20 protein-coding genes are annotated in these 24,460 nt (G+C 66.3%); 13 read left to right on the top strand and 7 right to left on the bottom strand.

Annotation, left to right across the window (positions count from 1 at the left end; genetic code table 11):
* Nucleotides 1–55: 55 nt before the first annotated feature.
* Together tkt and ACZK2G_RS17450 are read left to right on the top strand one after the other, a co-directional pair.
* Nucleotides 56–2,053, top strand: coding sequence for a transketolase (gene tkt, locus ACZK2G_RS17455; RefSeq protein ID WP_337302855.1), 1,998 nt, complete (start codon nucleotides 56–58; stop codon nucleotides 2,051–2,053).
* A gap of 294 nt (nucleotides 2,054–2,347) precedes the next feature.
* The gene (locus ACZK2G_RS17450) at nucleotides 2,348–2,653 is read left to right on the top strand and encodes a HigA family addiction module antitoxin (protein ID WP_046984273.1); all 306 of its coding nucleotides are present in this window, start codon (nucleotides 2,348–2,350) and stop codon (nucleotides 2,651–2,653) included.
* A gap of 84 nt (nucleotides 2,654–2,737) precedes the next feature.
* On the opposite strand, the gene ACZK2G_RS17445 is transcribed toward ACZK2G_RS17450, so the two are convergent.
* Both ACZK2G_RS17445 and ACZK2G_RS17440 read right to left on the bottom strand, forming a co-directional pair.
* A complete protein-coding gene (locus ACZK2G_RS17445) occupies nucleotides 2,738–4,690 on the bottom strand; it encodes an acetyl-CoA hydrolase/transferase C-terminal domain-containing protein (RefSeq protein ID WP_478473969.1) in 1,953 nt (650 codons plus the stop codon).
* A 34-nt stretch (nucleotides 4,691–4,724) separates the two neighbouring features.
* Nucleotides 4,725–5,282: a flavin reductase family protein gene (locus ACZK2G_RS17440; RefSeq protein WP_478473968.1), complete on the bottom strand. Its 558-nt coding sequence runs from the start codon at nucleotides 5,280–5,282 to the stop codon at nucleotides 4,725–4,727.
* A gap of 118 nt (nucleotides 5,283–5,400) precedes the next feature.
* Between ACZK2G_RS17440 and ACZK2G_RS17435 the strand changes: the two genes are divergently transcribed.
* The 3 genes from ACZK2G_RS17435 to ACZK2G_RS17425 are packed head-to-tail and all read left to right on the top strand — an operon-like array spanning nucleotide 5,401 to nucleotide 7,560.
* A complete protein-coding gene (locus ACZK2G_RS17435) occupies nucleotides 5,401–5,766 on the top strand; it encodes a BlaI/MecI/CopY family transcriptional regulator (RefSeq protein WP_046984270.1) in 366 nt (121 codons plus the stop codon).
* On the top strand, nucleotides 5,759–7,000 hold the full coding sequence (locus ACZK2G_RS17430; RefSeq protein ID WP_046984269.1) for a M56 family metallopeptidase: 1,242 nt from the start codon (nucleotides 5,759–5,761) through the stop codon (nucleotides 6,998–7,000). Before ACZK2G_RS17435 ends, ACZK2G_RS17430 begins: the two co-directional genes overlap by 8 nt.
* Complete coding sequence (locus tag ACZK2G_RS17425) at nucleotides 6,997–7,560, top strand: hypothetical protein (protein WP_046984268.1); 564 nt, start codon at nucleotides 6,997–6,999, stop codon at nucleotides 7,558–7,560. The genes ACZK2G_RS17430 and ACZK2G_RS17425 overlap by 4 nt, the downstream gene beginning before the upstream one ends.
* 65 nt (nucleotides 7,561–7,625) lie before the next feature.
* Here the strand turns inward: ACZK2G_RS17425 and ACZK2G_RS17420 are convergent, their stop codons facing one another.
* From ACZK2G_RS17420 to ACZK2G_RS17410, 3 genes are all read right to left on the bottom strand, one after another.
* Nucleotides 7,626–8,426 (bottom strand): MBL fold metallo-hydrolase, encoded by an 801-nt coding sequence (locus ACZK2G_RS17420; protein WP_478473965.1) that lies wholly within the window; start codon nucleotides 8,424–8,426, stop codon nucleotides 7,626–7,628.
* 11 nt (nucleotides 8,427–8,437) lie between these two features.
* Nucleotides 8,438–9,256 carry a S1/P1 nuclease gene (locus ACZK2G_RS17415; protein ID WP_136639475.1) on the bottom strand — a complete coding sequence of 273 codons (819 nt, stop codon included), beginning with the start codon at nucleotides 9,254–9,256 and terminating at the stop codon, nucleotides 8,438–8,440.
* Between the two features lie 479 nt (nucleotides 9,257–9,735).
* Nucleotides 9,736–10,365, bottom strand: a complete 630-nt coding sequence (locus tag ACZK2G_RS17410) for an OmpW/AlkL family protein (protein WP_046984265.1) — start codon at nucleotides 10,363–10,365, stop codon at nucleotides 9,736–9,738.
* Between the two features lie 193 nt (nucleotides 10,366–10,558).
* On the opposite strand from ACZK2G_RS17410, the gene gap reads away from it, so the two are divergent.
* From gap to ACZK2G_RS17370, 8 genes are all read left to right on the top strand, one after another.
* Nucleotides 10,559–11,563, top strand: a complete 1,005-nt coding sequence (gap, locus tag ACZK2G_RS17405) for a type I glyceraldehyde-3-phosphate dehydrogenase (protein ID WP_046984264.1) — start codon at nucleotides 10,559–10,561, stop codon at nucleotides 11,561–11,563.
* A gap of 125 nt (nucleotides 11,564–11,688) precedes the next feature.
* A complete protein-coding gene (locus ACZK2G_RS17400) occupies nucleotides 11,689–14,361 on the top strand; it encodes a DUF2339 domain-containing protein (protein WP_478473964.1) in 2,673 nt (890 codons plus the stop codon).
* Nucleotides 14,358–15,734, top strand: coding sequence for a DUF3999 domain-containing protein (locus tag ACZK2G_RS17395; protein WP_478473963.1), 1,377 nt, complete (start codon nucleotides 14,358–14,360; stop codon nucleotides 15,732–15,734). The genes ACZK2G_RS17400 and ACZK2G_RS17395 overlap by 4 nt, the downstream gene beginning before the upstream one ends.
* A gap of 720 nt (nucleotides 15,735–16,454) precedes the next feature.
* Entirely contained in the window at nucleotides 16,455–17,630 is a 1,176-nt protein-coding gene (locus ACZK2G_RS17390) for a phosphoglycerate kinase (protein ID WP_136639347.1), read from the top strand.
* The gene (locus ACZK2G_RS17385) at nucleotides 17,627–18,280 is read left to right on the top strand and encodes an HAD hydrolase-like protein (protein ID WP_478473962.1); all 654 of its coding nucleotides are present in this window, start codon (nucleotides 17,627–17,629) and stop codon (nucleotides 18,278–18,280) included. Before ACZK2G_RS17390 ends, ACZK2G_RS17385 begins: the two co-directional genes overlap by 4 nt.
* A gap of 214 nt (nucleotides 18,281–18,494) precedes the next feature.
* Nucleotides 18,495–19,961 (top strand): pyruvate kinase, encoded by a 1,467-nt coding sequence (gene pyk, locus ACZK2G_RS17380; RefSeq protein WP_006388586.1) that lies wholly within the window; start codon nucleotides 18,495–18,497, stop codon nucleotides 19,959–19,961.
* Nucleotides 19,962–20,125: 164 nt separating this feature from the next.
* Nucleotides 20,126–21,130: a class I fructose-bisphosphate aldolase gene (locus ACZK2G_RS17375; RefSeq protein WP_006388532.1), complete on the top strand. Its 1,005-nt coding sequence runs from the start codon at nucleotides 20,126–20,128 to the stop codon at nucleotides 21,128–21,130.
* 129 nt (nucleotides 21,131–21,259) lie between these two features.
* Nucleotides 21,260–22,405 (top strand): iron-sulfur cluster assembly protein, encoded by a 1,146-nt coding sequence (locus tag ACZK2G_RS17370; RefSeq protein WP_136639345.1) that lies wholly within the window; start codon nucleotides 21,260–21,262, stop codon nucleotides 22,403–22,405.
* Nucleotides 22,406–22,522: 117 nt separating this feature from the next.
* On the opposite strand, the gene ACZK2G_RS17365 is transcribed toward ACZK2G_RS17370, so the two are convergent.
* Both ACZK2G_RS17365 and cysK read right to left on the bottom strand, forming a co-directional pair.
* A complete protein-coding gene (locus tag ACZK2G_RS17365; RefSeq protein ID WP_478473959.1) occupies nucleotides 22,523–23,122 on the bottom strand; it encodes an O-acetyl-ADP-ribose deacetylase in 600 nt (199 codons plus the stop codon).
* A 275-nt stretch (nucleotides 23,123–23,397) separates the two neighbouring features.
* Nucleotides 23,398–24,357 carry a cysteine synthase A gene (cysK, locus tag ACZK2G_RS17360; protein ID WP_478473958.1) on the bottom strand — a complete coding sequence of 320 codons (960 nt, stop codon included), beginning with the start codon at nucleotides 24,355–24,357 and terminating at the stop codon, nucleotides 23,398–23,400.
* Nucleotides 24,358–24,460 lie beyond the last annotated feature (103 nt).

Raw genomic sequence — 24,460 nt, 5'->3', positions numbered from 1 at the left:
ATGGGACAATAGGCCGCCCGCACGTCCGCGGCCGCCTCCCGATTCCGACAGAACCATGACGCAGCCTACCCGTCGCCAGTTGGCCAACGCCATCCGCTTCCTTGCCGCCGATGCGGTTGAAACCGCAAAGTCCGGCCACCCCGGCATGCCCATGGGCATGGCCGACATTGCCGAAGTCCTCTGGAACGACTATCTCCGCCATAACCCGAGCAACCCGCACTGGTTCAACCGCGACCGTTTCGTGCTGTCCAACGGCCACGGTTCGATGCTGCAGTACGCGCTGCTGCACCTGAGCGGTTACGACCTGCCGATCGAGCAGCTGAAGCTGTTCCGCCAGCTGGGCAGCCACACCGCCGGTCACCCGGAACGCCACGAGACCCCGGGCGTGGAAACCACCACCGGTCCGCTGGGCCAGGGTTTTGCCAATGCCGTGGGCTTCGCCCTGGCCGAGAAGCTGCTGGCACAGCGCTTCAACCGCCCGGAGCTGGAAGTGGTCGACCACCGCACCTGGGTGTTCATGGGCGATGGCTGCCTGATGGAAGGCGTGTCGCATGAAGCGGCGTCGCTGGCTGGCACCTGGGGCCTGCACAAGCTGGTCTGCTTCTGGGACAACAACCACATCTCCATCGACGGCAACGTCGAGGGCTGGTTCACCGACAACACCCCGGAGCGTTTCGAGGCCTATGGCTGGAACGTGGTGCGTGATGTCGACGGCCACGACCCGGAAAGCATCAAGGCCGGCATCGAGGCCGCGCTGTCGCAGAGCGACAAGCCGACCCTGATCTGCTGCCGCACCACCATTGGTTTTGGTTCGCCGAACAAGGCGGGCAAGGAATCCAGCCACGGCGCACCGCTGGGCAAGGACGAGCTGGAAGCCACCCGCAAGCAGCTGGGCTGGGAATACGGCCCGTTCGAGATCCCGCAGGCGATCTACGACGGCTGGCGCGCCAATGGCGCCGGCACCCTGCGCCAGGCCGAGTGGGAACAGCTGTTCGACAAGTACGCCAGCCAGTACCCGGGCGAAGCCGCCGAACTGACCCGCCGTTCGCACGGCGACCTGCCGGCCGACTTCGTTGCCAAGGCCGATGCGTACATCGCCCAGGTGGCGGCTGAAGGTCCGACGATCGCCTCGCGCAAGGCCTCGCAGCTGGCCATTGAAGCCTACGCGCCGCTGCTGCCGGAAATCGTCGGTGGCTCGGCTGATCTGGCGCACTCCAACCTGACCCTGTGGAAGGGCAGCAAGTCGGTCGCCAGCGACGACGCCAACGCCAACTACGTGTACTACGGCGTGCGCGAGTTCGGCATGACCGCCATCGCCAACGGCCTGGCCCTGCACGGTGGTTTCATTCCGTTCGACGCCACCTTCCTGGTGTTCAGCGACTACGCCCGCAACGGCGTGCGCATGAGCGCGCTGATCCCGGCCCACGCCATCCACGTCTACACCCACGACTCGATCGGCCTGGGCGAAGACGGCCCGACCCACCAGCCGGTGGAGCACCTGGCCGCTCTGCGCTACATCCCGAACAACGACGTGTGGCGCCCGTGCGATGCGGTCGAGTCGGCCGTGAGCTGGAAGGCTGCGATCACCCGTCAGGATGGTCCGAGCTGCCTGGTGTTCAGCCGCCAGAACCTGCCGCACCAGCCGCGCAACGCCGAGCAGATCGCCCAGATCGAGCGCGGTGGTTACGTGCTGGCCGATGCCGCCGGTACCCCGGACGTGATCCTGATCGCCACCGGTTCGGAAGTCTCGCTGGCCACCGAAGCCAAGGCCCAGCTGGACGCGGCCGGCCTCAAGACCCGCGTGGTCTCGATGCCGTCCACCGACGTGTTCCTGCGCCAGGATGCGGCCTACCGTGAATCGGTGCTGCCGAACGCCGTGCGCAAGCGCGTGGCCGTGGAAGCCGGCGTCACCGGTTTCTGGCGCCAGTTCGTCGGCCTGGACGGTGCGGTGATCGGTATCGACACCTTCGGTGCCTCGGCCCCGGCCGACCAGCTGTACAAGCACTTCGGCATCACCACCGCCCACGTGGTGGAAGCTGCCAAGGCGCTGTAAGCAGCCCGGCAGTGAGATGAAGGAAAGGCCGGCGCACGCCGGCCTTTTCTTTGGTCGAGAGAAAAGGGGACGGAGGGGATTAAGTCGTTTGTGCACAAGCGACTTAATCCCCTCCGTCCCTTTTTTCTTCGTCCGGCATGTTCCGCCCGACGGCGCCGGTGTCGCGTTGGCCTCTTCATCTGACCTGCGTTCTCTGCGAAAAGGAGGGCCTGCCAGACTGCGATTGGTGTTCCGCTTTCGTGGGCTCGACGTCGAACTGGTCGATTACCTTGATTATCACTAGGAGTCTGCTCGATGCCGTTGCATGATCCGCCGCATCCCGGAGAATCGCTGCGCGAAGACATCCTGCCGGCGATCAGCATGTCGATCAGTGCGCTGGCGCAGCATCTTGGCTATTCCCGCGGACAGTTGTCGACCATCATCAACGGGCACGCCGGCATTTCCGCGGAACTCGCATTCCGCCTTGAGCTTGCGGGTCTGGGCAATGCCCGCATGTGGCTGGCGATGCAGGCGGCATACGACCTGTGGCAGGTCGAGCATCGAGCGCATCCACCCATTGCCCGCCTGTACCTTGAGGATGCAGTGAGGATAGGGCAGTAGATGCACGTCATGCATGGATAAGAAGGGGACGGAGGGATTAAGTCGTTTGTGCACAAACGACTTAATCCCCTCCGTCCCTTTTTCTCAGGCGGTGCGCGCCAGCGCCAGGCGCAGCAGTCGCGCGTCCAGGCGTTCGGCGAAATCCTTCGGCGCCTGCAGGCCCATGCGCTGCAGGTACACGGCATCGCCGTCGCCGGCCGGTTGTCGCAGCGCTGCCCAGACCGTGCGCAGCTTGTCGCCGCGGGTCTGCGTGTTGGCCTTCAGCCAGCCCAGCGCCTTCACCAGCACCTGCTCGATCTCGTTGAAGTCGCTGCCCAGCGGATAGTCCGGCAGCGTGCCATCGGCGCGGAACGCTGCCAGCGCCGCGGCCAATGCCTGCGGTGTGTTGCGTTGCTGTCGCTCGGGATCCGGTTGCGTGGCCGCCAGCACTTTGCGCGCGGCATGCGCCTGCTGCAGCAGCCCGCTCTGAAACGGTGCTTCGGTGATCGCAGCCATCGCATGCACGCAGTCCTCGTCGGTCAAGCCGCGCAGATCGGCGATGCCGTATTCGTTGAGGTAGATGTCGCGTAGATGGCGCGGGATGGTGGTGTGTCCGTAGTTCCAGCGCACGTTGGATTCACGCTGGCCCTTGTCATCGCGCGCCGCGCGGAACATCAGCACGCTTCGGGCTTCGGGCAGGGCACGTGCCATCGCCACGAAGTTGTATTGGCCACCAACACCGGATACCACGCGTCCATCGTCCAGCGCATCCGACACCGCCGCGCCCAGCGCGGTGGCCATCATGCAGGAGTTGAAGAAACGCGCGTGCCGGCGCTGCAGGCGTTCCAGCGTCTCGTTGCCGCCGTACAGCTGGTTGATCTCGCTGATGCGGCGCATGCCGATCGCGCGGCACTCGTCTTCCGGCAGCGTGCGCAGCCATTCGTAGAACTCGGGTGAGCCCAGGTAGAACGCGCCGTGCAGGTACTCGCCTTCGGCGGCGAGGGTGGCGTGATCGATGGACAGGGTGCTGCCGTTCTCGATGCGTTGCATCAGCGCCAGGTCGTCGTGCACCTTGCGCTTGATCACGCCTGTCTGCACCAGCCGGCGGAAGCCCTCGTTGAGCATCTCGCTGCAGCCGTACAGGCCGACTTCGAACGGTTCCAGTCCGCCGACTTCCTGCACCAGCGGGTGGCTGGCCAGCTGCGGATCCAGCGCATGCAGCACACGCCGGTAGCGCGCGTTGTCGGTATGGCGCAGCACCAGCGCATGGCTGAGCGCGTCGGCCAGCGTGCCGATGCCGATCTGCAGCGTGCCGCCATCGCGCACCAGCGTGCTGGCATACAGGCCGATGGCGTAGTCGGCATCGCCGACCGGCTGCCGCGGCAGGCCGAACAGCGCCGGATACGGCGGCGGCGGGGTGATCACCAGATCGAAGAACGACACATCGACCGTGGCCGAGCCGCCCAGGTAGGGCAACTGCGGATCGATCTCGGCGACCAGCAGCGGGCGCGGCAGGCCGCGCGCGGCAATCGCATCCAGCGTGTCCTGGGTGATGTCGTTGTTGCACGACAGCGAGAGCCGCCGGTCGTCCGGCCGCATCGCCACCTTTTGCACGATCACCTGCGGCGCGCGTTGGGCCACGGCATCGGCGGCGTGGGTGTAGTTCAGGCTGGTATAGCTGGATTGCGCCTGCCGCGAGCCGAGCAGGGCGCCGGACTGCATGTAGAACTCTTCCACCTGCACATGTGCCGGCAGCGCATCGCGGGCGATCGCATCGGCATAGGCCAGGCGCGGGAAATCGTCGCCGAAATGGCGCTGCGCGAACGGTGCCATGAAGCGCGCTTCCAGGCCATTGCCGCGTGCCTTCGGCGGGTTCAGCGAGAGCGCGGTATACAACTGCACCGGTCGCGATGGGTCATGTTCGACGCGTGCGTACAGCGCATTGAGCAGCCGATGCGGCTTGCCCAGTGCCAGCGGTGCCCCGATCCGCAGCGGCCCGTCCACGCGCGAAAACAACCAGTCGACGGCGGCGTCCAGGTCGGTGAGGTGTTCGGTCATGCGCGGCGGTCCTGCGAGTGGGGGAGTGCTGGCATTACAGCATGTCGGGCTTGAACCGCCGTCGACGCGAGACTTCGGCGCCAGACACCATGAACTGCCCATCGCCCCGGTAATGCACCGTGCGCGGCAGCTTTGGGCGTGGTGCAACATGGGCCCGCACGATTTCCCAGATGAACAGGTTGCTCGATTCCACTTGGCTATCGTCGTAGAGGCGGCATTCGAAGCACGAATGACATTGCCCGACCAGAGGTGCACCGACCTCGCGCGCGGGCTGTGCATCGAGCCCGAAGTGGGCGAACTTGTCGACCTCGCGGCCACTGCAGTTGCCGATGTCCACCACGGTATCGAGCAGTTCCACCCCCGGCACATTGATCACGCATTCGCCGCTGCTGCGCGCCAGTGAATGGCTGTGGTTCTCGTTCCACAGGTAGGTGGCGACCAGCGAAGGCGAGAAGCCCATCACCATGTGCCAGCCCACCGTCATCAGGTTGCGCTGGCCGCGCCACGCCGTGCTGACCAGCACGATCGGGCCGGGTTCGAGGAATCGGCGCGCCTGCTCGACCGGGAAATCCTTCTTGGGCAGCGCTTTCATCCGGGGCCTGGGGCGGGAGGTATCGATGCTGGCGCAGGTGCGATGAACCTGGAGTCGAGGGACTTGACAGGCGATTCGATTACGCGCGTAATCGGTTTGTCGATTACGGATGTAAACCATGAGCCCGATCAGCGAAGCCGAAGCCGTTGTGATGGAGGTGCTGTGGCAGCAGGCGCCGCGTAGCGCCGACGAGGTGGTGGCCGCGCTGGCCCACCGTGACTGGGCCGAGCCGACCATCAAGACCCTGCTCAACCGCCTGCTGACCAAGGGCGCGATCGCCGCCGAGCGCGATGGCCGGCGCTACCTGTACCGGCCGCTGCTGCAGCGCCAGGCGTGGGTGGAGGCGCAGAGCCAGGACTTCATCGGCCGCGTCTTCGAAGGGCGGGTGGCACCGCTGGTCGCGCACTTCAGCGAACGCGGCCAGTTGAGTGCGCAGGACATCGCCGAACTGAAGAAGCTGATCCAGGAGCTGGACCATGACTGAGCTGCTCGATGGGCTGTGGCAGGCCAGCCTGTGGCTGGCGGTGGGCGTGGTCGTGCTGGCGGTGCTGCGGCCCTTGCTGGTGCGCCTGGGGGGCGTGGCGTTGGCCTACCGCAGCTGGTGGCTGCTGCCGTTGCTGGGGGCATCGTTGCTGCTGCCGTTACCGCAGGTGGCACTGCTGGAGCATGTGCCAACGCTGCCGTTGAAAGTGCTGCCCGGCACCGTCGAAGGCATGACAGGGCAGTCGTTGCCGTGGGCCGGGCTGTTGCTGCTGGCATGGACGCTGGGGGCGGTCCTCTGTCTGCTACGCGATCTACGTGCGCAGCGGCGTTTTGAACGTGGCATGGGCCAACTGTGTGCACGCGCCGATGGCAGCTGGCAGGCCAGCGCCGACCCGGGCCTGCCAGCGTTGGTTGGCCTGTGGCGGCCGCGCATCGTGGTAGGCCCGGACTTCGACCAGCAGTTCACCGCACAGGAACAGGGCCTGATCCTGCAGCACGAGCGCAGCCACCGTCGCAATGGCGATCACTGGGCCAATGGGGCGCTGCTGATGGCACGCGCGGTGTTCTGGTTCCATCCGCTTCTGCCGTGGGCCGCCCGCCGATTCCTGCGTGACCAGGAGCTGGCCTGCGATGCCCGCACCATTGCCCCGCAGCCTGCGCTGCGCGGTCTCTACGCCAGCACGCTGCTGAAGGCGCAGCTGGTCCATCCGGTTGCGCCAGCGGTCTGCCATTGGCGCAGCCAACCCGTGTTGAAGGAGCGTATCGCCATGTTGAAGCAGTCCAAGCGGAAGGCATTGCCGTGGGTGTCGGGGCAGGTGCTGGTGGTCGGGTTGTGTCTGGGAATGGGGGCGGTGGCATGGGCCAGCCAGGGGGGCGTGGCCGGGAACCCGAGAATCGGTGTCGAGCCGTTTGAACACGCGGAAGAAGATGCCGCCAAGGCGGGTCTGGACAGGCCCATCCAAGTCGACAAGATGCCGCCACCGTCCTACCCGAAGTCCGCCATCGAGCAGCGTCAGGTGGGCGTGGTGAACCTGCGCGTGGAAGTGGATGCCAAAGGCCATCCGACTGACGTCCAGGTACTCAGCGCAACCAATCCGGGTGTGTTCGATGCGGTGTCGATCGCCGCTGCGCGGAGCTGGACCTATCGTCCGGCGATGAAGAACGGAAAGCCCGTTGCAGGGGCTGTGAAGATTCCGATCACCTATGCCATGGACAACACCGAGGACTCCCAGTGAAGTCCGCGCCGCTGTTGATGACGGCGGCGCTGTTGGCAGGGTGCGCGACCCAGGATCGCCTGACCACCGTTGATACCCGCAGCGAGAATGTCGGCCATCAGCGCCTGCAGCCGCAGACCGGTGGCGGTAGCGGGCAGCTGCAGACCTATTCGCTGGGCGCGAGCGAGGGCTACCGCATGCCGCAGTTGTACGCGGCACCGGATCCGCAGGTTGGTGACCGTGACCCACGCGTGGAACTGGCGCCTACCACCATCTGCCTGCAGGTGGTGGTCGATGCGCAGGGCAGCGTCGAACGCAGCATGCCGTTGACCGATCGCCCTGAGTGCGCGGCAGGTGCTTCGGGCGAGAATGCGCCCCTTCTGCAAGCCGCACAGGAAGCGGTGGCGATGTGGAAGTACTCGTCCGCAGCGGTATGTCACTTTGCCGCTGGCAAGGCGCCTGCAGACCGCGGCGACTGCCGCGGCGCCGAGCGCGTCGAACCGGTGGCGGTTACCCTGCAGTACGCCTTCACCTTCGAGATCGTGAAGGGCCAGCATGTGGTGCGCACGCAGGGGAAATGAACGCCCGCGATGCGTGACCGAAAACGGTAGCGCCGGGCCATGCCCGGCGAGCGCAGCGGTGTGTGTCAGGCACCGCCCTGGATGTTGGCCTTCACCGCTGGCTGCATCAGCGTCGGTTCGGCCAGTGTGGCATCGCGGGCCTGGCGCACGCTGACGAACTCCGCCTCGGCCACGCCGTCATGCACGTGGATGTTGTGTGCGCGCTGCTCGCCGATGGTGGTTTCGTTGGCGAACTCGCGGCCGCCCGGGCCGTAGTCGTGGCAGACGAACACGCGCGTCGCATCGGGCAGCGCCAGCAGACGCTGGATTGAACGATACAACTGCGCGGCGTCACCGCCCGGGAAATCGCAGCGGGCGGTACCGCCGTCGGGCATGAACAGCGAGTCGCCGGTGAACAGCGCATCGCCGATCAGGTAGGCGATGCTGTCGCTGGTATGGCCGGGCACGGCAATCACCTGGCCGCGCAGTCCGCCAAGAGCGAAGGTCTCGCCATCGCCGAACAGGTGATCGAAGATTTCATCCGCCGCAGGAAGCTGCAGGCCGTAGCGCGGCGCGAAGGTGGCCTGCACCGCGCGGATGCCTTCGCCGATGGCCAGCGTAGCCCGCGGGAAGCGTTGCTTGAGACGGCGCCCACCCGATACGTGATCAGCGTGAGCGTGTGTCTCCAGCAGCCAGCGCAGCTGCAGGCCCTGTTGTTCGATGGCCTGCAACGCGGCATGCAGCGGCGCTTCACTGCTGGCGTCGGTATCCGGGTCGTAGTCCAGGACCGGGTCGATCAGCGCCGCTTCGCCGGTGGCCGGATCACTGACCAGATAGCTGAAGGTATTGCTGTCACGGTGGAAGTACGACTGCACCTGGACTGACATTGGAACGCTCCTCAGCGCGTGCCCAGCACGCGGTTCAGCAACTGCGCCAGGTTCTCACCGGCCAGTCGCAGCTGCGCTTCGGCCAGCGGCCGGTAGCGCTCGGTGTATTCATCACCGATTTTACGCGTGGCCGGATAAACGCCAGCTTGCATGGAAATGCGGCAGCTGGCCTCGGCCCACGTCTGCGGGTCGCGCTGCGGGTTGGACTGGCGCGCCAGCTTCGGCGCGCGCTGGCTCTGCAGCAGCGGCAGATAGCCTGCGTCGTCAAGCTTGCGGGTGTTGAGCATGCCGCTGTCCCACAGCGAGTGCAGGTTGGTACCGCGGTTGCCGAACTGCAGCTGGAAATCGTTGCCGCCCTTGTCGTGTGCGTAGCCGGCATGCATCGGCTGATGGATGTCGCCGACCAGGTGCACGACGAACTTCAGCGCCTGCAGGCGCTCGCCATCGGTCAGGCTGCGGTCGCCGAGGATGGTGCTCTGCGCCTTCAGGGCTTCGACGATGCAGTTGCCGTTCTTGCAGTGCTTCGGTGCTTCGTAATGGCAGTTGTCTTCGGCAATGTTGACGTAGTGCCAGCCGGCCGAGCGACGGCCCAGGCCCGGATCCTTGGCACGCAGCTGGTCGGCCCAGGGCGCGATGCTGGCCAGCGTGGCGTCCGGTTCGGTGGCCAGTAGACGGTCCACTTCGGCGCGGGCGGTGGGGTTGAGGCGGGCGTCGGCGACTTCGGCGACAAGGCGGTGGCCTTGCGCGCCCCAGGCATGGACGGGGGCGGAGACGGACAGCAGGGCCGGCGCCAGGGCGGCGGCGAGGAGGAAGGAGTGCAGGGCTTTCATGCGCACATTCTAGCGGGGGGAGGCGGATTGAAGAGCGGCGCGTTCCTGTCTGCTGGGGGCTGGCTGCAGCGCCTGCCCCTGCAGCCCCATCCAACATGGCCGCGGAGGCGGATGCAAAGGTCAAAGGCAACATCGAAGACAAATGCAGGATCAAAATCGGCCTCCCGCAATTGCAGGCAACCACTACGCCTCGGATGTACAGGTTCTGCTCTTGCCTTTGCTTGAGCTGGCACGCGCGCGCAGATGGGAAGGGTGGAAAGGGTTGGATGATCGGGACCGTTCGCCGCATGGATGCGGCGATCGAGCCTACAGGGACGTATTTACGGCGTGTCCCGATCATCCAACCCTCTCCACCCAGTTCCAGATGCCGGTGCTTTTCGCGCAAAAAAAAAGCCCCGGCAATCACCGGGGCAACATGCTGCGAGGGTTTTGCATGTAGCGGGGGAGCGGGGGCGAAGCCCCCGCGCTCAACACACCGCTTAGAACTTGAAGACGTACGACGCGCCGTAGACCAGCGGATCGATGTTGACCGTGCCGATCTTCTCGCCATCCAGCTTCACCTTGCTGTCGATGTCGATCCAGCGCATGTCCACGCGCAGCGCGCCCTTCTCGCCGATCGCGAAGTCCACGCCCGCATGCGCGGCCAGACCCCACGAATCCTGCAGCTTCAGGCGGCTGTCCTTCAGCGCACCGGTGGTGTCTTCGCTGAAGAAGGTCGTGTAGTTCACGCCCGCACCGATGAACGGCGACACCTTGCCCTTGCTGTTGAAGTGATACTGCAGGGTGACCACCGGCGGCAGCTGCTTGGTGCTGCCCACGCGGCCGAGGCCGTTGATGTTGATGTCGTGCTTGAACGGCAGCGCGGCCAGCACTTCGATGCCCAGGTTGTCGGCGATGAAGTACTCACCGGTGATGGTCGGCTTGACGTCGTTGTCGACATCGACCTTCAGGGTGCCGTTGGCCAGCCAGCCGTTGTTCGACTTCGGCGCCACCTGGTGCACGCCGGCGGAGACGGTCCAGTCGCCCTTGGACTGGGCCATGGCCGGGGCGGCGGCAAGGGACAGGGCGGCGGCCAGGCTGGCCACGATCAGGGGGGAGGTCTTGCGCATGGGGGTAGTCTCGTTGCTGGGTGGATGGCGACAGTCTCGGCCTCACGCCGCGCTAACGCTTTGATCCGGATCAAATCCTGTCCGCCAGCCCGTTGCCGGCAGGGGCTGGCCCACGGTGGCCATGCCCGGTTTGCTAGACTTGTGGGCCCTATCCATCCCGCCGCACCCGACGCGGCCGCAGGAGCTTGAGAACATGGCAATCAAGGTTGGTATCAACGGTTTCGGTCGCATCGGGCGTAACGTCCTGCGCTCGGCGGTGCTGAACTTCGGCGACGACATCGAAATCGTGGCCATCAACGATCTGCTGGAGCCGGATTACCTGGCCTACATGCTCAAGTACGACTCCGTGCACGGCCGCTTCAAGGCCGACGTGGCGGTGCAGGGCAACGACCTGCTGGTCAACGGCAAGAAGATCCGCCTGACCCAGGAACGCGACCCGGCCAACCTGAAGTGGAACGACGTGGACGTGGACGTGGTGATCGAGTCCACCGGCCTGTTCCTGACCAAGGAAACCGCGCAGAAGCACATCGACGCGGGCGCGAAGAAGGTGATCATGTCGGCGCCGTCGAAGGACGACACCCCGATGTTCGTCTACGGTGTGAACGACAAGACCTACGCCGGCCAGGCGATCGTCTCCAACGCCTCGTGCACCACCAACTGCCTGGCCCCGCTGGCCAAGGTCATCAATGACAAGTGGGGCATCAAGCGCGGCCTGATGACCACCGTGCATGCGGCCACCGCCACCCAGAAGACCGTCGATGGCCCGTCCAACAAGGACTGGCGCGGCGGCCGCGGCATCCTGGAAAACATCATTCCGTCGTCCACCGGTGCGGCCAAGGCTGTCGGCGTGGTCATCCCGGAACTGAACAAGAAGCTGACCGGCATGAGCTTCCGCGTCCCGACCTCGGACGTGTCGGTGGTCGACCTGACCGTCGAGCTGGAAAAGGAAGCCACCTACGCCGAGATCTGCGCTGAAGTGAAGGCACAGAGCGAAGGCCCGCTGAAGGGCATCCTGGGCTACACCGAAGACAAGGTCGTGGCCACCGATTTCCGCGGCGAAACCTGCACCTCGGTGTTCGACGCCGAGGCCGGTATCGCCCTGGACGGCACCTTCGTCAAGCTGGTGACCTGGTACGACAACGAGTGGGGCTACTCGAACAAGTGCCTGGAAATGGCCAAGGTCGTCGCCGCCAAGTAAGGTCGGCAAAGATCGCACGCGGACCCCGGCCTGGCCGGGGTTCGTCGTTTATGGGGCCGGCACTGTCGTAGCATGGGCCGGTCGACCGCTGCCGCTGGGGCGCGGGATCGCAATGGAAGCACGCAATGGAAGCACTGATAGCCCTGGTCGTACTGGTCCTGCTGGCCATCCCGCTGCTGCTGGTGGTGGCACTGGTGATGATTGCCGGCCTGCGTCGCCGCGTCGCCGCGCTGGAAAGCGCACTGGCCGCCGAACCTGTCGCCAGGCCGGTCGCCGCCGCGCCCGCGCCTGAACGGCTGGTCACGCCCGCCGCCAGTGCCGATCCCCCCTTCCTGCGGCCGGTCGCTGCGGCTGTGCCGCCCTCACCTCAGCCTCCGCAGCCGCCGTTGCGCGAGGCCGCGCCCACCGAGGCGCCTGTTCCCCGTCCTGCCGCGCCACCGCCGGTGCCGGTGCAGCCACCGTTGCCGCCGTTGCCGCCAGAACCGGCGCTGCCTAATTTCATCGAGCGTGGCGTCGGTGCGGTCAAACGCTGGTTCACCGAAGGCAACGTGCCGGTCAAGATCGGCATGCTGGTGCTGCTGGCCGGTGTCGCCGCACTGCTGAAGTACGTCAGCGACCAGGGCTGGCTGGTGCTGCCGATCGAACTGCGCCTGGCCGGCGTCACCGTGGGTGCGCTGGGCCTGCTGGCCTTCGGCTGGCACCAGCGCGAACGTCGGCGCCTGTTTGCGCTGGCCCTGCAGGGCGGTGCCATCGGCGTGCTGCTGCTGACCATCTTCGCCGCGTTCAAACGCTTTGAACTGCTCAACCCAGGCTTTGCCTTTGCCAGTTCGATCGCACTGGTGGCCGGGCTGTGCGTGCTGGCAGTGGTACAGAACTCGCGCACGCTGGCGGTGCTGGGCATCCTGGCCGGCTTCATGGCGCCGTTGTGGCTGTCCACCGGCAGCGGCAACCACGTGGGGTTGTTCAGCTATTACGCGGTGCTCAACGCAGGCATCTTCGCCATCGCCTGGTTCCGTCCGTGGCGTGCGCTGAACCTGCTCGGCTTCGCTTTCACCTTTGGCATCGGTACCTTCTGGGGCGTGCTGCAGTACGCGCCTGACAAGTTCAGCAGCACCGAGCCGTTCCTGTTGCTGTTCTTTGCCTTCTACCTGTTGATTCCGCTGCTGTATGCACGCCGTCAGCCGGCAGGTCGGCGCGATCTGGTCGACGGCAGCCTGGTGTTCGGCACGCCGCTTGTCGCGTTCTCGCTGCAGGCCGGCATGCTGCATGAGCAGCCGATGACGCTGGCACTGTGTGCACTGGGCCTGGCTGCGATCTACGCGGTGCTGGCGCGGGCGCTGATCGCGCGTGCGTCGTACACCGTGCTGGCGCAGTCGCATGCGGTGCTGGCGGTGGGCTTCGCCACGCTGGCGGTGCCGTTGGCGCTGTCAGCACGTGCAACCGGTGCGGTGTTCGCACTGGAAGGTGCCGGCCTGGCCTGGCTGGGCCTGCGCCAGAAGCGCTGGCTGCCGCAGGTGTCCGGTGCATTGCTGCAGATGGGTGCCGCGTTCGCCTTCGTTGCCGGTGGCGATCACTGGCATGAAGACGTGCGTTTCCTGCTCAACCCAACAGCGATTGGTGCGCTGCTGCTGGCCGTGGCCGGCTTCGCGTCGGCGTGGAGTTACCAGCGCAGGGAGCGTCACGAGATCGCGCTGGTCTACTACCTGTGGGGACTGCTGTGGTGGTTGGGCGGCCTGGTGCACGAGATCATCCGGTTCTTCCCCTACCGCATCGAAGTGGATGCACTGTTGGTGCTGGCCGCGGTTACCGCATGGCTGGCCGCGGAAATGCAGCGTCGCCAGCCGGCGCGCGCGCTGGGCGTGACCGCACTGGCGATGCTGGCGCTGGGCTTCCCGCTGGCGCTGGTGCAGAGCGATGCGCACCAGCAACCGTTCGCCGGCTACGGTGTGCTGGCCTGGGCGGTGTTCGCGGTACTGGGTGTGCGCACGCTGTTGTGCCTGCGCCAGGGCGGCGACACCGTGGCACGTATCGCGCAGTTCCTGTGGTGGCTGCTGTGGCCCTCGCTGCTTTCGCTGCTGGCGCTGTGGGGCGGTGGCGAGGCCAACTTGGCGCAGGGCTGGACGACCCTGCTGGTCACGCTGCCGTGGCTGCTGATGGCGGCGCTGTCGCTGTGGCGCTGGAACGTCCTGCGCTGGCCGCTGGGCGTGGCCTTCGACAGCGTGCGCCTGCCGCTGCAGTGCGTGCTGTTCGGCCTGTTGTCGATCGGCTGGTTGTTCGGCCAGCTGCTGCCGGGTGATGCCGCGCCGCTGCTGTGGCTGCCGGTATTGAATCCGGCCGAGATCGGGCAGTGGCTGAGCCTGCTGCTGCTGGCGCGCTGGCTGTACAGCGACCAGGCGCCGCAGGCACTGCTGAAGATCCGCCTGCCCGTGCTGGCGCTGGCCGCCTTCATCGCGCTGACCAGCCTGGTGCTGCATGGCGTGCACCAGTGGGGCGGCCTGTCCTGGAGCGCCTCGATGATGCGCTTCAGCCTGGCCCAGACCAGCCTGACCGTGCTGTGGAGCGTGCTTGGCGTGATCGCCTGGGTATGGGGCTCGCGTCGCGGCCAACGCGTGTTGTGGATGGTGGGCGCCGTGCTGATGGGCGTGGTGCTGGCCAAGCTGGTACTCATCGATCGCCAGCACCTGGGCAACCTGCTCGGCATCGCATCGTTCATCGCCTACGGCCTGCTGTGCACGGTCGTGGGTTATCTGGCACCGGCACCGCCCAGCGCGGCGCCGTCCGTGGAGGAAAAACAATGAGGAATTGGAGCAGGGCGCTGCTGCCGGCGATGTTCGGCATGCTGGCCGCCGTCGCGGTGCAGGCCGCCGAGTACCGCACCCAGTACGCCGAGCAATGGCCGTTGACGTTGTCCAGTGCGCAGTCCGGTGCGTATCGCGTCGTGCTGGAACCGGCGATCTACCGCCGTGCCGGTGCCGCCGACCTGGGTGATCTGCAGGTATTCAACGCGGCGGGCCAATCGCTGCCATCGGCGCTGCTGGCACCGGACCAGCCGTTGGCACAGCCGCCGGTGCAGCGCGAACTGCCATGGTTCGTGCTGCCGCCGCTGGCCGAATCGCAGCGCAATGACCTGCAGCTGCTGACCGAACGCGATACCGACGGCCGCGTGCGCCGGGTTGAAGCGCGCGTGGGCGGCGGCGCGGTGACGAACGGGCAGGGCGGTTGGCTGATCGACGCCAGCGTGCTTGGCCAGCAGCCGTTGGCAGCGCTGGTGCTGGACTGGGCTGACAGCGGCCAGCCGCTGCAGGCGCAGGTGCAGCTGGACGCCAGCGATGATCTGCAGAACTGGCGCCCGATCGCGCGGGATGTGCCGCTGGTGGATCTGCAGCGCGCCGGCAAGCGCCTGTTGCAGCGCCGGCTGCAGGTGGACAGCAACGCCCGCTACGTGCGCGTGCTGGCACAGGGCGAGGCACGCCTGCCGACCCTGCGCAGTGTGCTGGCCGAGCTGCCGCCGGCACCGGCCACGCTGCCGTGGGAATGGCTGTCGCTGGAGCCGACGTCGAAGGGCAAGGGCGAGTACACCTTCGAGTTGGACGGCCGCTTCCCGGTGGCGCGCGCTGACGTGGCCAGCACCGACAACAGCCTGGTGCAGTGGACGCTGTTCAGCCGCGATGACGAGAGCGCGGAATGGCAGCGACGCAGCGCACCGTGGATTGCCTACCAGCTGCAGCAGGGCACCCAGGGCCAGCGCCAGCAGTCCGCCGCGCAACCGCTCGGCGGCATCCACCGCGACCGATACTGGAAACTGGTGGCGAACCCGGCGGAAACGGCGACAGCGCCGACCCTGCGCCTGGGCTATCAGCCGGAAGTGCTGGTGTTCCTGAGCCAGGGCGCGGCACCGTATGCGCTGGCGGTAGGCAGTTCGACCGCACGCCGGGCGGAGGCACCGGTGGGCGTGCTGATCGAGGAGCTGCGGCAGCGCAATGATCCTTCCTGGCAGCCGACGCTGGCGCGCCTGGAAGGCAGCCCGGAACCGCTGGCCGGCGACGCGGCGCTGAAGCCGCAGCGCGATTGGAAGGCGTGGTTGCTGTGGGCGTTGTTGGGGTTGGGCGTGCTGGTGGTGGGTGGTCTGGCGCTCAGTCTGCTGAAGCAGAAGTCTGCGCCTTCGGCGTAGTTTCCGGCGAACGGCGTAGCCCCTCGTGGGTGGCTGGTTGGTCGCGTAGAGCGAAAAGCCGCGCTTGGCCGGGCGGGTGGGCTGGGCAGGGGACGCCGCAAGTACGTCCCTGTAGGCTTAGCCGCGCCATCCATGGCGCGGATACCCCTGCCCAGCCCACCCGCCCGACCTCTGACAGTTTCCGTGTGCGTCCACCCACGGAAGAGAAAGAAGAAGAGCAAGAGCGGAAGCGGGTCGCTTCGCTCGACGGCCATTTGGGTCAGATCCGTTTTCCGCAGGAAAACGGATCTGACCCCTTCTTTTTCCAACCGACATCAGAAACCGCTTCTGCTTTTGCCATCCGCTCCGCCTCATGAACCTTTCGAGGCCAGGGTGGTGTGGGCTGGCAGGGGTGTGAGCGGCATGGGCCCGAGGCATGCCTCGGGCGGGTTGGGCAGGACGCCCAACCCCGGTCTTGCCGTGTGCACAGGACAGCGCACAGGAGCAAGCGGCGACCAAGCCCCCATGGATGGGTTTACGGCGTCCCCTGCCAGCCCACACCACCCCGGCCCATCCACAGCACCACGAAGCGCCAGCGCTTTGGCTTCGGCCGCTGCTGTTGCTGTTGCTGTCGCTCTGCGCTTCTGCCTGCCGCAGGCATCGGCCCTCCCACCACCCGCACCCGATACAATGGCCGTCTGCCGTAGCCCGGCATCCCGTCCCTGAGCCAAAGAGTTGCCCATGTCCATCGTCCGCATGACCGACCTCGACCTCTCCGGCAAGCGCGTGCTGATCCGCCAGGATCTGAACGTGCCGATCGAGAATGGCCGCATCACCTCCGAACAGCGCATCACCGCTTCGCTGCCGACGCTCAAGCGCGCGCTGGAGCAGGGCGCGGCGGTGATGGTCACCTCGCACCTGGGGCGCCCGAAGGAAGGCGTGTGGAGCGAAGCAGATTCGCTGGCGCCGGTGGCCCAGCGCCTGTCCGAGCTGCTCGGTCGCGAGGTTCCACTGGTGCGCGACTGGGTCGACGGCGTCGAGGTGCAGCCGGGTCAGCTGGTGCTGCTGGAAAACTGCCGCATGAATGTCGGCGAGGCCAAGGACGATGAAGCCCTGTCGAAGAAGTATGCCGCGCTGTGCGACGTGTTCGTGATGGATGCCTTCGGTACCGCGCACCGCGCCCAGGCCTCCACCCATGGCGTCATCCGCTTCGCACCGGTCGCGGCCGGTGGCCCGCTGCTGATGGCCGAGCTGGATGCGCTGGCGCAGGCGCTGGATGCCCCGGCCAAGCCGCTGCTGGCGATCGTCGCTGGCAGCAAGGTCAGCACCAAGCTGGAACTGCTGGCCAGCCTGGTTGGCAAGGTCGATCAGCTGATCGTCGGTGGCGGCATCGCCAATACCTTCATCGCCGCCGCTGGCTACAACGTCGGCAAGTCGCTGTATGAGCCGGACCTGCTGGACACCGCGAAGAAGATCGTCGCCGATGCCAAGGCCCGTGGTGCGGACATCCCGCTGCCGGTCGACGTGGTCACCGCCAAGCAGTTCCTGCCGGATGCCGTGGCTGAAGTGAAGGCGGTCGACGCCGTCGCCGAAGACGACCTGATCCTGGACATCGGCCCGCAGACCGCTGCGCAGTATGCGCAGCTGATCGAAAACGCCGGCACCGTGGTCTGGAACGGTCCGGTTGGCGTGTTCGAGTTCGAGGCCTTCAGCAAGGGCACCGAAGCGCTGGCTCGCGCCATCGCCAGCTCCAACGCGTTCTCCATCGCCGGCGGTGGCGACACCCTGGCTGCGGTCGACAAGTTCGATATCGCCGCGCAGGTCAGCTACATCTCCACCGGCGGTGGTGCGTTCCTGGAGTTCCTGGAAGGCAAGACCCTGCCGGCCGTGGCCGCACTCGACGCGCGCGGCGCATGAATGCCGACCACGGCAGGAATGTGCTGTTCTTCGACCTCGACGGCACGCTGATCGATTCGCAGGTGGGCATCACCGCCTGCATCGCCTACGCGCTGCAGAAGATGGACCATCCGGTGCCGCCGCAGGACACCCTGCTGGGCTGGATCGGTCCGTCGTTGCGGACCACCTTCGCGCCGCTGTTCGTCGAACCGGCGCGGGTGGAACAAGCCGTGGGCTACTACCGTGAACGTTTCGATGCCGAAGGCTGGCGCGAGCACACGGTGTATCCGCAGGTGGAAGACACGCTGCGCACGCTGCACGGTCGTGGCCACCGCCTTGCGGTGGTCACCGCCAAGAACGAGCCGCACGCGCGCCGCATCCTTGCCCACCTGCCGTTCGGCGGGTTGTTCGAGGAGATTGTCGGCTCGACCCTGGACGGCTCGCGCAGCCACAAGCCGGAACTGGTCGGCGAAGCGCTGCGCCGGTTGCAGGTGCAGCCGGCGCAATGCTGGATGATCGGCGACCGCCGCATGGACATCGAAGGTGCGCGTCACCACGGCCTGCGCAGTATCGGTGTGCTGTGGGGCTTCGGTGGCGAGCAGGAGCTGACCGAAGCCGGCGCCGGGCAACTGGCACGCGAACCGGCGCAGTTGGAAACGCTGCTGGCGTGATGCGCCTTTGATCGGTAGCGCCGGGCCATGCCCGGCGGTTTTGCCCAGCACCCGCCGGGCAGGGCCCGGCGCTACCACGACCCTGCGCCAGCGTATGTCCGGCCGATGTCCGTTCGATGACCCGCGAAGTCAGGCAGCGCAAGGCTGTAACCGTATACATGCGGCGTGAAGGATGTGCTAATTTCCGTTCTTTATCGGGAGAGGCCCATTCACCATGTTCGAGCGTCAGCGTCGCACCAAGATCCTTGCCACCCTCGGCCCGGCCACTGATCCGCCGGGCGTGCTGGAGGATCTGTTCCGCGCCGGCGTCAACGTGGTGCGGCTGAACTTCAGCCACGGTGATCCGTCCGGCCAGGCCAAGCGTGCCGCCGAAGTGCGTGCGGCTGCGGCCCGCGTCGGCGTGGAAGTGGGCATCCTGGCCGACCTGCCGGGCCCGAAGATCCGCATCGAGCGTTTCGCCGAAGGCAAGGTGCAGCTGAAGGCGGGCGACCGTTTCGACCTGATCGCCAGCACCAATGCCGGCCCCGGTGATGCGACCCAGGTCGGCGTCAGCTACCTCGGCCTGCCGCAGGATGTCGGCCCGGGTGATGTCCTGCTGCTCGACGATGGCCTGATGCAGCTTCAGGTAGTCGAAGTGGAAGGCGAGCGCATCATCAACACCGTGCTCAACGACGGCGCGCTGTCTGATCGCAAGGGGTTGAACAAGCAGGGCGGCGGCCTGTCGCTGGGTGCGCTGACCGAGCGCGACAAGGAACTGATCGGCATCGTCGCCAAGATCGGCGTCGACTTCATCGCCGTGTCGTTCTGCCGCAATGCGCAGGACATGAATGACGCGCGCGAGATCGCTGAATCGCACGGCTGCTACGCCGCACTGGTGTCGAAGATCGAGCGCACCGAGGCCATCGAAAACCTCGAAGAGATCGTCGAGGCCAGTGACGTGGTGATGGTTGCGCGCGGTGACCTCGGTGTGGAAATCGGCGATGCCGAACTGCCGGGCCTGCAGAAGAAGATCATCAAGGCCTCGCTGGCGCAGAACAAGGTGGTCATCACCGCTACGCAGATGCTGCAGTCGATGGTCGAAAGCCCGATCCCGACCCGCGCCGAAGTGCTGGACGTGGCCAACTCGGTCATCGACGGCACCGACGCGGTCATGCTGTCGGCCGAAACCGCTGCCGGTGCCTACCCGGTCAAGGCCGTGGAAGCGATGGCGCGGATCTGCCTGGGTGCTGAGCGCCAGTTCCAGACCGAGACCGACTTCAATGCCTCGCCGCGCAACCTGGAACGTGCCGACCAGGCCATTGCCATGGCCACCATGTTCCTGTCCCAGCACGTGGGCGTGCGCGCGATCGTGGCGATGACCGAATCCGGTGGCACCGCCCGCTACCTGTCGCGTTTCCGTGCCAAGGCGCCGGTGTTCGCGGTCACCCGCCATGACGGCGCCCGCCGGCAGATGGCGCTGATGCGCGATGTGTATCCGATCAACTTCGACAGCCGTGGCCTGACCCCGCGCGAAGCCGCGCGCGGCAGCATCCGCCTGCTGGTTGAAGCCGATCTGCTGCAGGCCGGTGACCGCGTGGTGTTCACCAGCGGCGAGCACATGGAAACCCTGGGGGCGACCAACACCCTGCGCCTGCTGGAAGTGGGCGAAGACGGCCGTGCCAGCGGTCTGGGCGACCTGTAAACCCTGGAGCCCGGGTCAGTTCCCCGAAGGGGCTCTGACCCGGCGCAACAGGACATCGCCTGTCCTGTGCGGACATTGGAATCGTTTCCAGCCTGGCCTCCACGGCGAGGCAACGGGTAGCGGGGCTATACTTACGTTTTTCCCGCACCCGCCACAGGAAGTACATGAGCATCGAACAGCTGGCTGAAACCGCCCAGGCCATGGTTGCCCCGGGCAAGGGCATCATCGCGATCGACGAATCCACCGCTACCATCGCCAAGCGTTTCGCCGGCGTCGGTATCGAGAACACCGAGGAGAACCGTCGTGCCTATCGCGAACTGCTGCTGACCACGCCCAAGCTCAACGAGCATATTTCCGGCGCCATCCTGTATGACGAAACCATCCGTCAGTCGACCAAGGACGGCGTGCCGTTCGCCAAGTACATGGCCGACCACGGCATGATTCCGGGCATCAAGGTGGACAAGGGTGCGCACCCGCTGGCCGGCTGCCCGGGCGAGCTGGTGACCGAAGGCCTGGACGGCCTGCGCGAGCGCCTGCAGGAGTACTACAAGCTGGGCGCGCGCTTCGCCAAGTGGCGTGCGGTGATCAACATCGGCGAGAGCATTCCGTCGGGTACCTGCATCGAGTCCAACGCCCACGCGCTGGCCCGCTACGCAGCGCTGTGCCAGGAATGCGGCCTGGTGCCGATGGTCGAGCCGGAAGTGATCATGGACGGCGACCACGACATCGAGACCTGCTACGAAGTCACCGAAGCGACCCTGCGTTCGCTGTTCGATGCGCTGTACCAGCAGAACGTGCTGCTGGAAGGCACCATCCTGAAGGCCTCGATGGTCATCTCCGGCAAGAACTGCGATGAGCAGGCCGACGTCGAGGAAGTGGCCGAGTCGACCGTGATGTGCCTGAAGAGCACCGTGCCGGCGATCCTGCCGGGCGTGGTGTTCCTGTCCGGTGGCCAGAGCGACGAGCAGTCCACCGCTCACCTCAACGCCATGAACCAGATGGGCAACCTGCCGTGGCCGCTGAGCTTCTCCTACGGCCGCGCGATGCAGCAGGCTGCGCTGAAGCTGTGGGCCAAGGACATGAAGGGCAACTACGCTGCTGCCCAGAAGACCGTGTACGAGCGCGCCAAGGACAATGGCCTGGCCGCGCTGGGCAAGTGGAACGGTTGATCCGTCCCATCGCAGGATGAACAGGGCAACGCCGGCATCACGCCGGCGTTTGCTTTTGCGGGTATCTTTTCCGCCCCCACGCACCGGGCCGGTGTGCGGGACATACATGGAAGGCCAAGGAGAAAAAACATGCGTTTGGCAGCAATCACAGTGGCCGTTGCCACGGTCCTGATCGCCGGCGGTTGCAACCGCATCGGTGGCGGTGGTGACGCAGGCAAGGCCGCGTCTCTCGATTTCGACAAGCCGGTGTCCGGCGAAATCACCTCGCGCAGCGGCATCAACTTCAACGACGGCAGCCACCACCAGCTGTACCAGATCAAGCTGGAAGACAAGGATCTGGTCGGTCTGAAGTTGACCGGTGCACTGACCGGTTCGATCGCCGTGTTCAACAACGGCAGCCTGGTATCCACCAGCAATACCGGCTACGAACGCGAAGGCGACGTCTCGCTGGCCTTCCGTGCAAACGGTGGCGGGACCTACCAGGTGGCGGTCAACGCCGATGGCCCGAGCGCCTTCGGTCCGTATCGCCTGCGCGCCGAGAAGCTGAAGCCGTATGACGGCAAGCCGCTGGTGGGTAGCGGCGAGATCGCCGACATGCTGGCCGGCAGCTCGCAGGACTACACCCTGCAGGTGGAGAAGGCAGGCCTGTACGAGATCCGCCTGGTGTCGGATGTGTTCGACCCGGTGCTGAAGCTGTCGGGCCAGGGCGTTGAGGCCGAGAATGATGATGGCAACGACAGCACCAACTCGCGCCTGACCCTGTCGCTGAAGCCGGGCAAGTACACCTTGACCGCGCGCGGTCTGGGCGACGGTGTCAATGGCATGTTTACCCTGTCTGCCAACCGCATCGAACTGCCGGGCAATCTGGTTGAACGCGATGGCACCGCCCTGCCGAAGTCGGGCAGTGTGTACACCATGCTCGACAACGATGGCCGCCGTCGTTTCCTGCTGACCCTGGACCGCCCGGCCGACGTGCGCCTGGATGCGATCTCCAGCCAGGTCGATACCGTGCTGCGCGTGGTCGGCGGTGATGTCGAGCTGACCGACGACGACGGTGGCAACGGTACCAATTCGCGCCTGGAGGAGACCTTGCCGGCCGGTCACTACACCATTGACGTGTCCAGCCTGAACAATGGCGCGGGCATGGTGGAAGTGCGCGTGCAGGTGGAGGGTGCCAGCGCCGACGGTGCTGCTGCCTCGGCCGCGCGTGCCGCTGCGGACGCTGCTGCCGCAGTGGCCGATGATGCCGCCGCAGTGGATGCCGCCAGCCGCTGACATCGCTCCATGCGGCGCATGGATGGGTAGATCCAAGCGACGCGTGGATGGAAGCAGTCGCACAACAGAAAAGGCCGGGCATCGCCCGGCCTTTTCTGTTCCAACCACGTCAGCCGTTCAATGCGCGGCTGCAAATCCGGTATCGCCCAATGGCGGCAGCATCGAGCTGCGCGGCTCGTTTTCCGCGTTCTGTCCGGCAGCGGTCAGCGCCTGCTGGTAAGCCTTGGCGGTAGCGGTATTGAACGCCACCAGCACGATGCGCATCGGCTGTGCATGGCTGCGCTGCCATGCCAGCGTTTCGGTCACTGCGATCTGCGCGGCCTGGTACAGCGGGTAGCCGTACACGCCGCAGCTGATCGCCGGGAAAGCGATCGATGTCACTCCCAGCGATTCGGCCAGCTGCAGGGATTTCCAGTAGCAGTTGGCCAGCAGCGCCGGTTCGTCGCGTTGACCGTCGTGCCAGACCGGGCCGACCGTATGCAGCACATGCCGCGCAGGTAACGCATGGGCGTCGGTGGCACGCACTTCGCCGGTCGGGCAGCGCACACCGGGCCGCAGTTCCGGCAGCTGTTCGCATTCGGCCAGCAGCGCTGGGCCTGCGGCGCGATGGATCGCACCGTCGACACCGCCACCGCCGAGCAGTGTTTCATTGGCCGCGTTGACGATCGCATCCACCGCCAGGGTCGTGATGTCGCCCTGCCAAACTTCGATCTTCATGCGCCCGTCTCCTGCCTGTGAGGTGTTCCGCGCAGCATCTGCGCCGGCTGTTCCCAAGGTAGGGCACAGGGCATTGATACTGCGTCATGACCGTCTCACGCGCTGCGATCCGGCGGCCTTCACGCACGATGGCGGGTGGCGCCTTCACGCAGGCTGAAGCAGAAAGGGGTCAGAGCCTTTTTCCGCACGGAAAATGCTCTGAGCCCTGCGATCCATAGTTCTGGCAAACCGGGTCAGAGCCCTTTCCCTGCAGGAAAGGGATCCGACCCGATGCATCACGGCAGGCCGGCCAACCAGTCGTCGTCGGAACCTTCGTTCACATCGGCAAATAGCGGCGTGGAGAAGTAGCGTTCGCCGGTGTCCGGCAGCATCGCGAGGATCACCGAGCCCGGTTCGGCGCGCGCGGCGACATCCAGCGCGCTGGCGACAGTGGCGCCAGCGGAGATGCCAACGAAGATGCCTTCCTCCGCCGCCAGGCGGCGGGCGGTGGCGATCGCGCGGTCATCTTCCACCGTCACCAGTTCATCCACCACATCACGGTTGAGTACATCGGGCACGAAGTCCGGGGTCCAGCCCTGGATCTTGTGCGGCTTCCAGTCATCGCCCTTCAGCAGCGCGGCACCGGCCGGTTCGGTGGCGATGATGCGCGTCTGCGGGCGCGCGACCTTCAGTACTTCGCCCACGCCGGTGAGCGTGCCGCCGGTGCCCCAGCCACTGACGAAGTAGTCCAGTCGCTTGCCGGCGAAATCGCGCAGGATCTCGGCGGCGGTGGTGTTGCGGTGGTAGGCCGGGTTGGCCGGGTTGGCGAACTGGCTGGCCAGGAACCAGCCGTGCTGCTCGGCCAGTTCGACCGCCTTGCGTACCATGCCGCTGCCGCGCTCGGCGGCCGGGGTCAGGATCACCTTGGCGCCATACGCGCGCATCAGCTTGCGCCGTTCCACCGAGAACGTTTCGACCATGGTCGCCACGAACTTATAGCCGCGCGCGGCGGCGACCATCGCCAGTGCCACGCCGGTGTTGCCCGAGGTGGCCTCGACGATGGTGTCGCCCGGCTTGAGCAGGCCACGCGCTTCGGCGTCGAGAATGATCGCCAGTGCCAGGCGGTCCTTCACTGAGCCGCCCGGGTTGAACGACTCGACCTTGGCGTAGAGGCTGACCTGCGGCGGAGCCAGGCGCTGCAGCTTGACGATGGGGGTGTTGCCGACGGTGTCGAGGATGGAGTCGTACAGGGCCATGGAAGCGCTCCGGAGAGGGGCCGCGCCGGGCTTCGGCGGGCGAAGGGGGAGGGCTGGCTGTTGAGGCCAGCGGCTGCCGGCTGACCGTAGCGCCGGCATATGA

Source organism: Stenotrophomonas sp. 107298_Sma, assembly GCF_056480345.1.
The sequence above is the reverse complement of the archived record's forward strand: the minus strand, read 5'-3'. Positions and strand labels throughout refer to the sequence as shown.

Bases quoted from the DNA above. Each gene is read 5' to 3' on its own strand.
- ACZK2G_RS17365 (WP_478473959.1), bottom strand. From the start codon at position 23,122: ATGAAGATCGAAGTTTGGCAGGGCGACATCACGACCCTGGCGGTGGAT.
- tkt (WP_337302855.1), top strand. From the start codon at position 56: ATGACGCAGCCTACCCGTCGCCAGTTGGCCAACGCCATCCGCTTCCTT.
- ACZK2G_RS17370 (WP_136639345.1), top strand. From the start codon at position 21,260: ATGCGTTTGGCAGCAATCACAGTGGCCGTTGCCACGGTCCTGATCGCC.
- ACZK2G_RS17400 (WP_478473964.1), top strand. From the start codon at position 11,689: ATGGAAGCACTGATAGCCCTGGTCGTACTGGTCCTGCTGGCCATCCCG.
- ACZK2G_RS17410 (WP_046984265.1), bottom strand. From the start codon at position 10,365: ATGCGCAAGACCTCCCCCCTGATCGTGGCCAGCCTGGCCGCCGCCCTG.
- gap (WP_046984264.1), top strand. From the start codon at position 10,559: ATGGCAATCAAGGTTGGTATCAACGGTTTCGGTCGCATCGGGCGTAAC.
- ACZK2G_RS17450 (WP_046984273.1), top strand. From the start codon at position 2,348: ATGCCGTTGCATGATCCGCCGCATCCCGGAGAATCGCTGCGCGAAGAC.
- ACZK2G_RS17375 (WP_006388532.1), top strand. From the start codon at position 20,126: ATGAGCATCGAACAGCTGGCTGAAACCGCCCAGGCCATGGTTGCCCCG.
- ACZK2G_RS17385 (WP_478473962.1), top strand. From the start codon at position 17,627: ATGAATGCCGACCACGGCAGGAATGTGCTGTTCTTCGACCTCGACGGC.
- ACZK2G_RS17445 (WP_478473969.1), bottom strand. From the start codon at position 4,690: ATGACCGAACACCTCACCGACCTGGACGCCGCCGTCGACTGGTTGTTT.
- ACZK2G_RS17430 (WP_046984269.1), top strand. From the start codon at position 5,759: ATGACTGAGCTGCTCGATGGGCTGTGGCAGGCCAGCCTGTGGCTGGCG.
- ACZK2G_RS17420 (WP_478473965.1), bottom strand. From the start codon at position 8,426: ATGTCAGTCCAGGTGCAGTCGTACTTCCACCGTGACAGCAATACCTTC.
- cysK (WP_478473958.1), bottom strand. From the start codon at position 24,357: ATGGCCCTGTACGACTCCATCCTCGACACCGTCGGCAACACCCCCATC.
- pyk (WP_006388586.1), top strand. From the start codon at position 18,495: ATGTTCGAGCGTCAGCGTCGCACCAAGATCCTTGCCACCCTCGGCCCG.
- ACZK2G_RS17440 (WP_478473968.1), bottom strand. From the start codon at position 5,282: ATGAAAGCGCTGCCCAAGAAGGATTTCCCGGTCGAGCAGGCGCGCCGA.
- ACZK2G_RS17395 (WP_478473963.1), top strand. From the start codon at position 14,358: ATGAGGAATTGGAGCAGGGCGCTGCTGCCGGCGATGTTCGGCATGCTG.
- ACZK2G_RS17390 (WP_136639347.1), top strand. From the start codon at position 16,455: ATGTCCATCGTCCGCATGACCGACCTCGACCTCTCCGGCAAGCGCGTG.
- ACZK2G_RS17415 (WP_136639475.1), bottom strand. From the start codon at position 9,256: ATGAAAGCCCTGCACTCCTTCCTCCTCGCCGCCGCCCTGGCGCCGGCC.
- ACZK2G_RS17435 (WP_046984270.1), top strand. From the start codon at position 5,401: ATGAGCCCGATCAGCGAAGCCGAAGCCGTTGTGATGGAGGTGCTGTGG.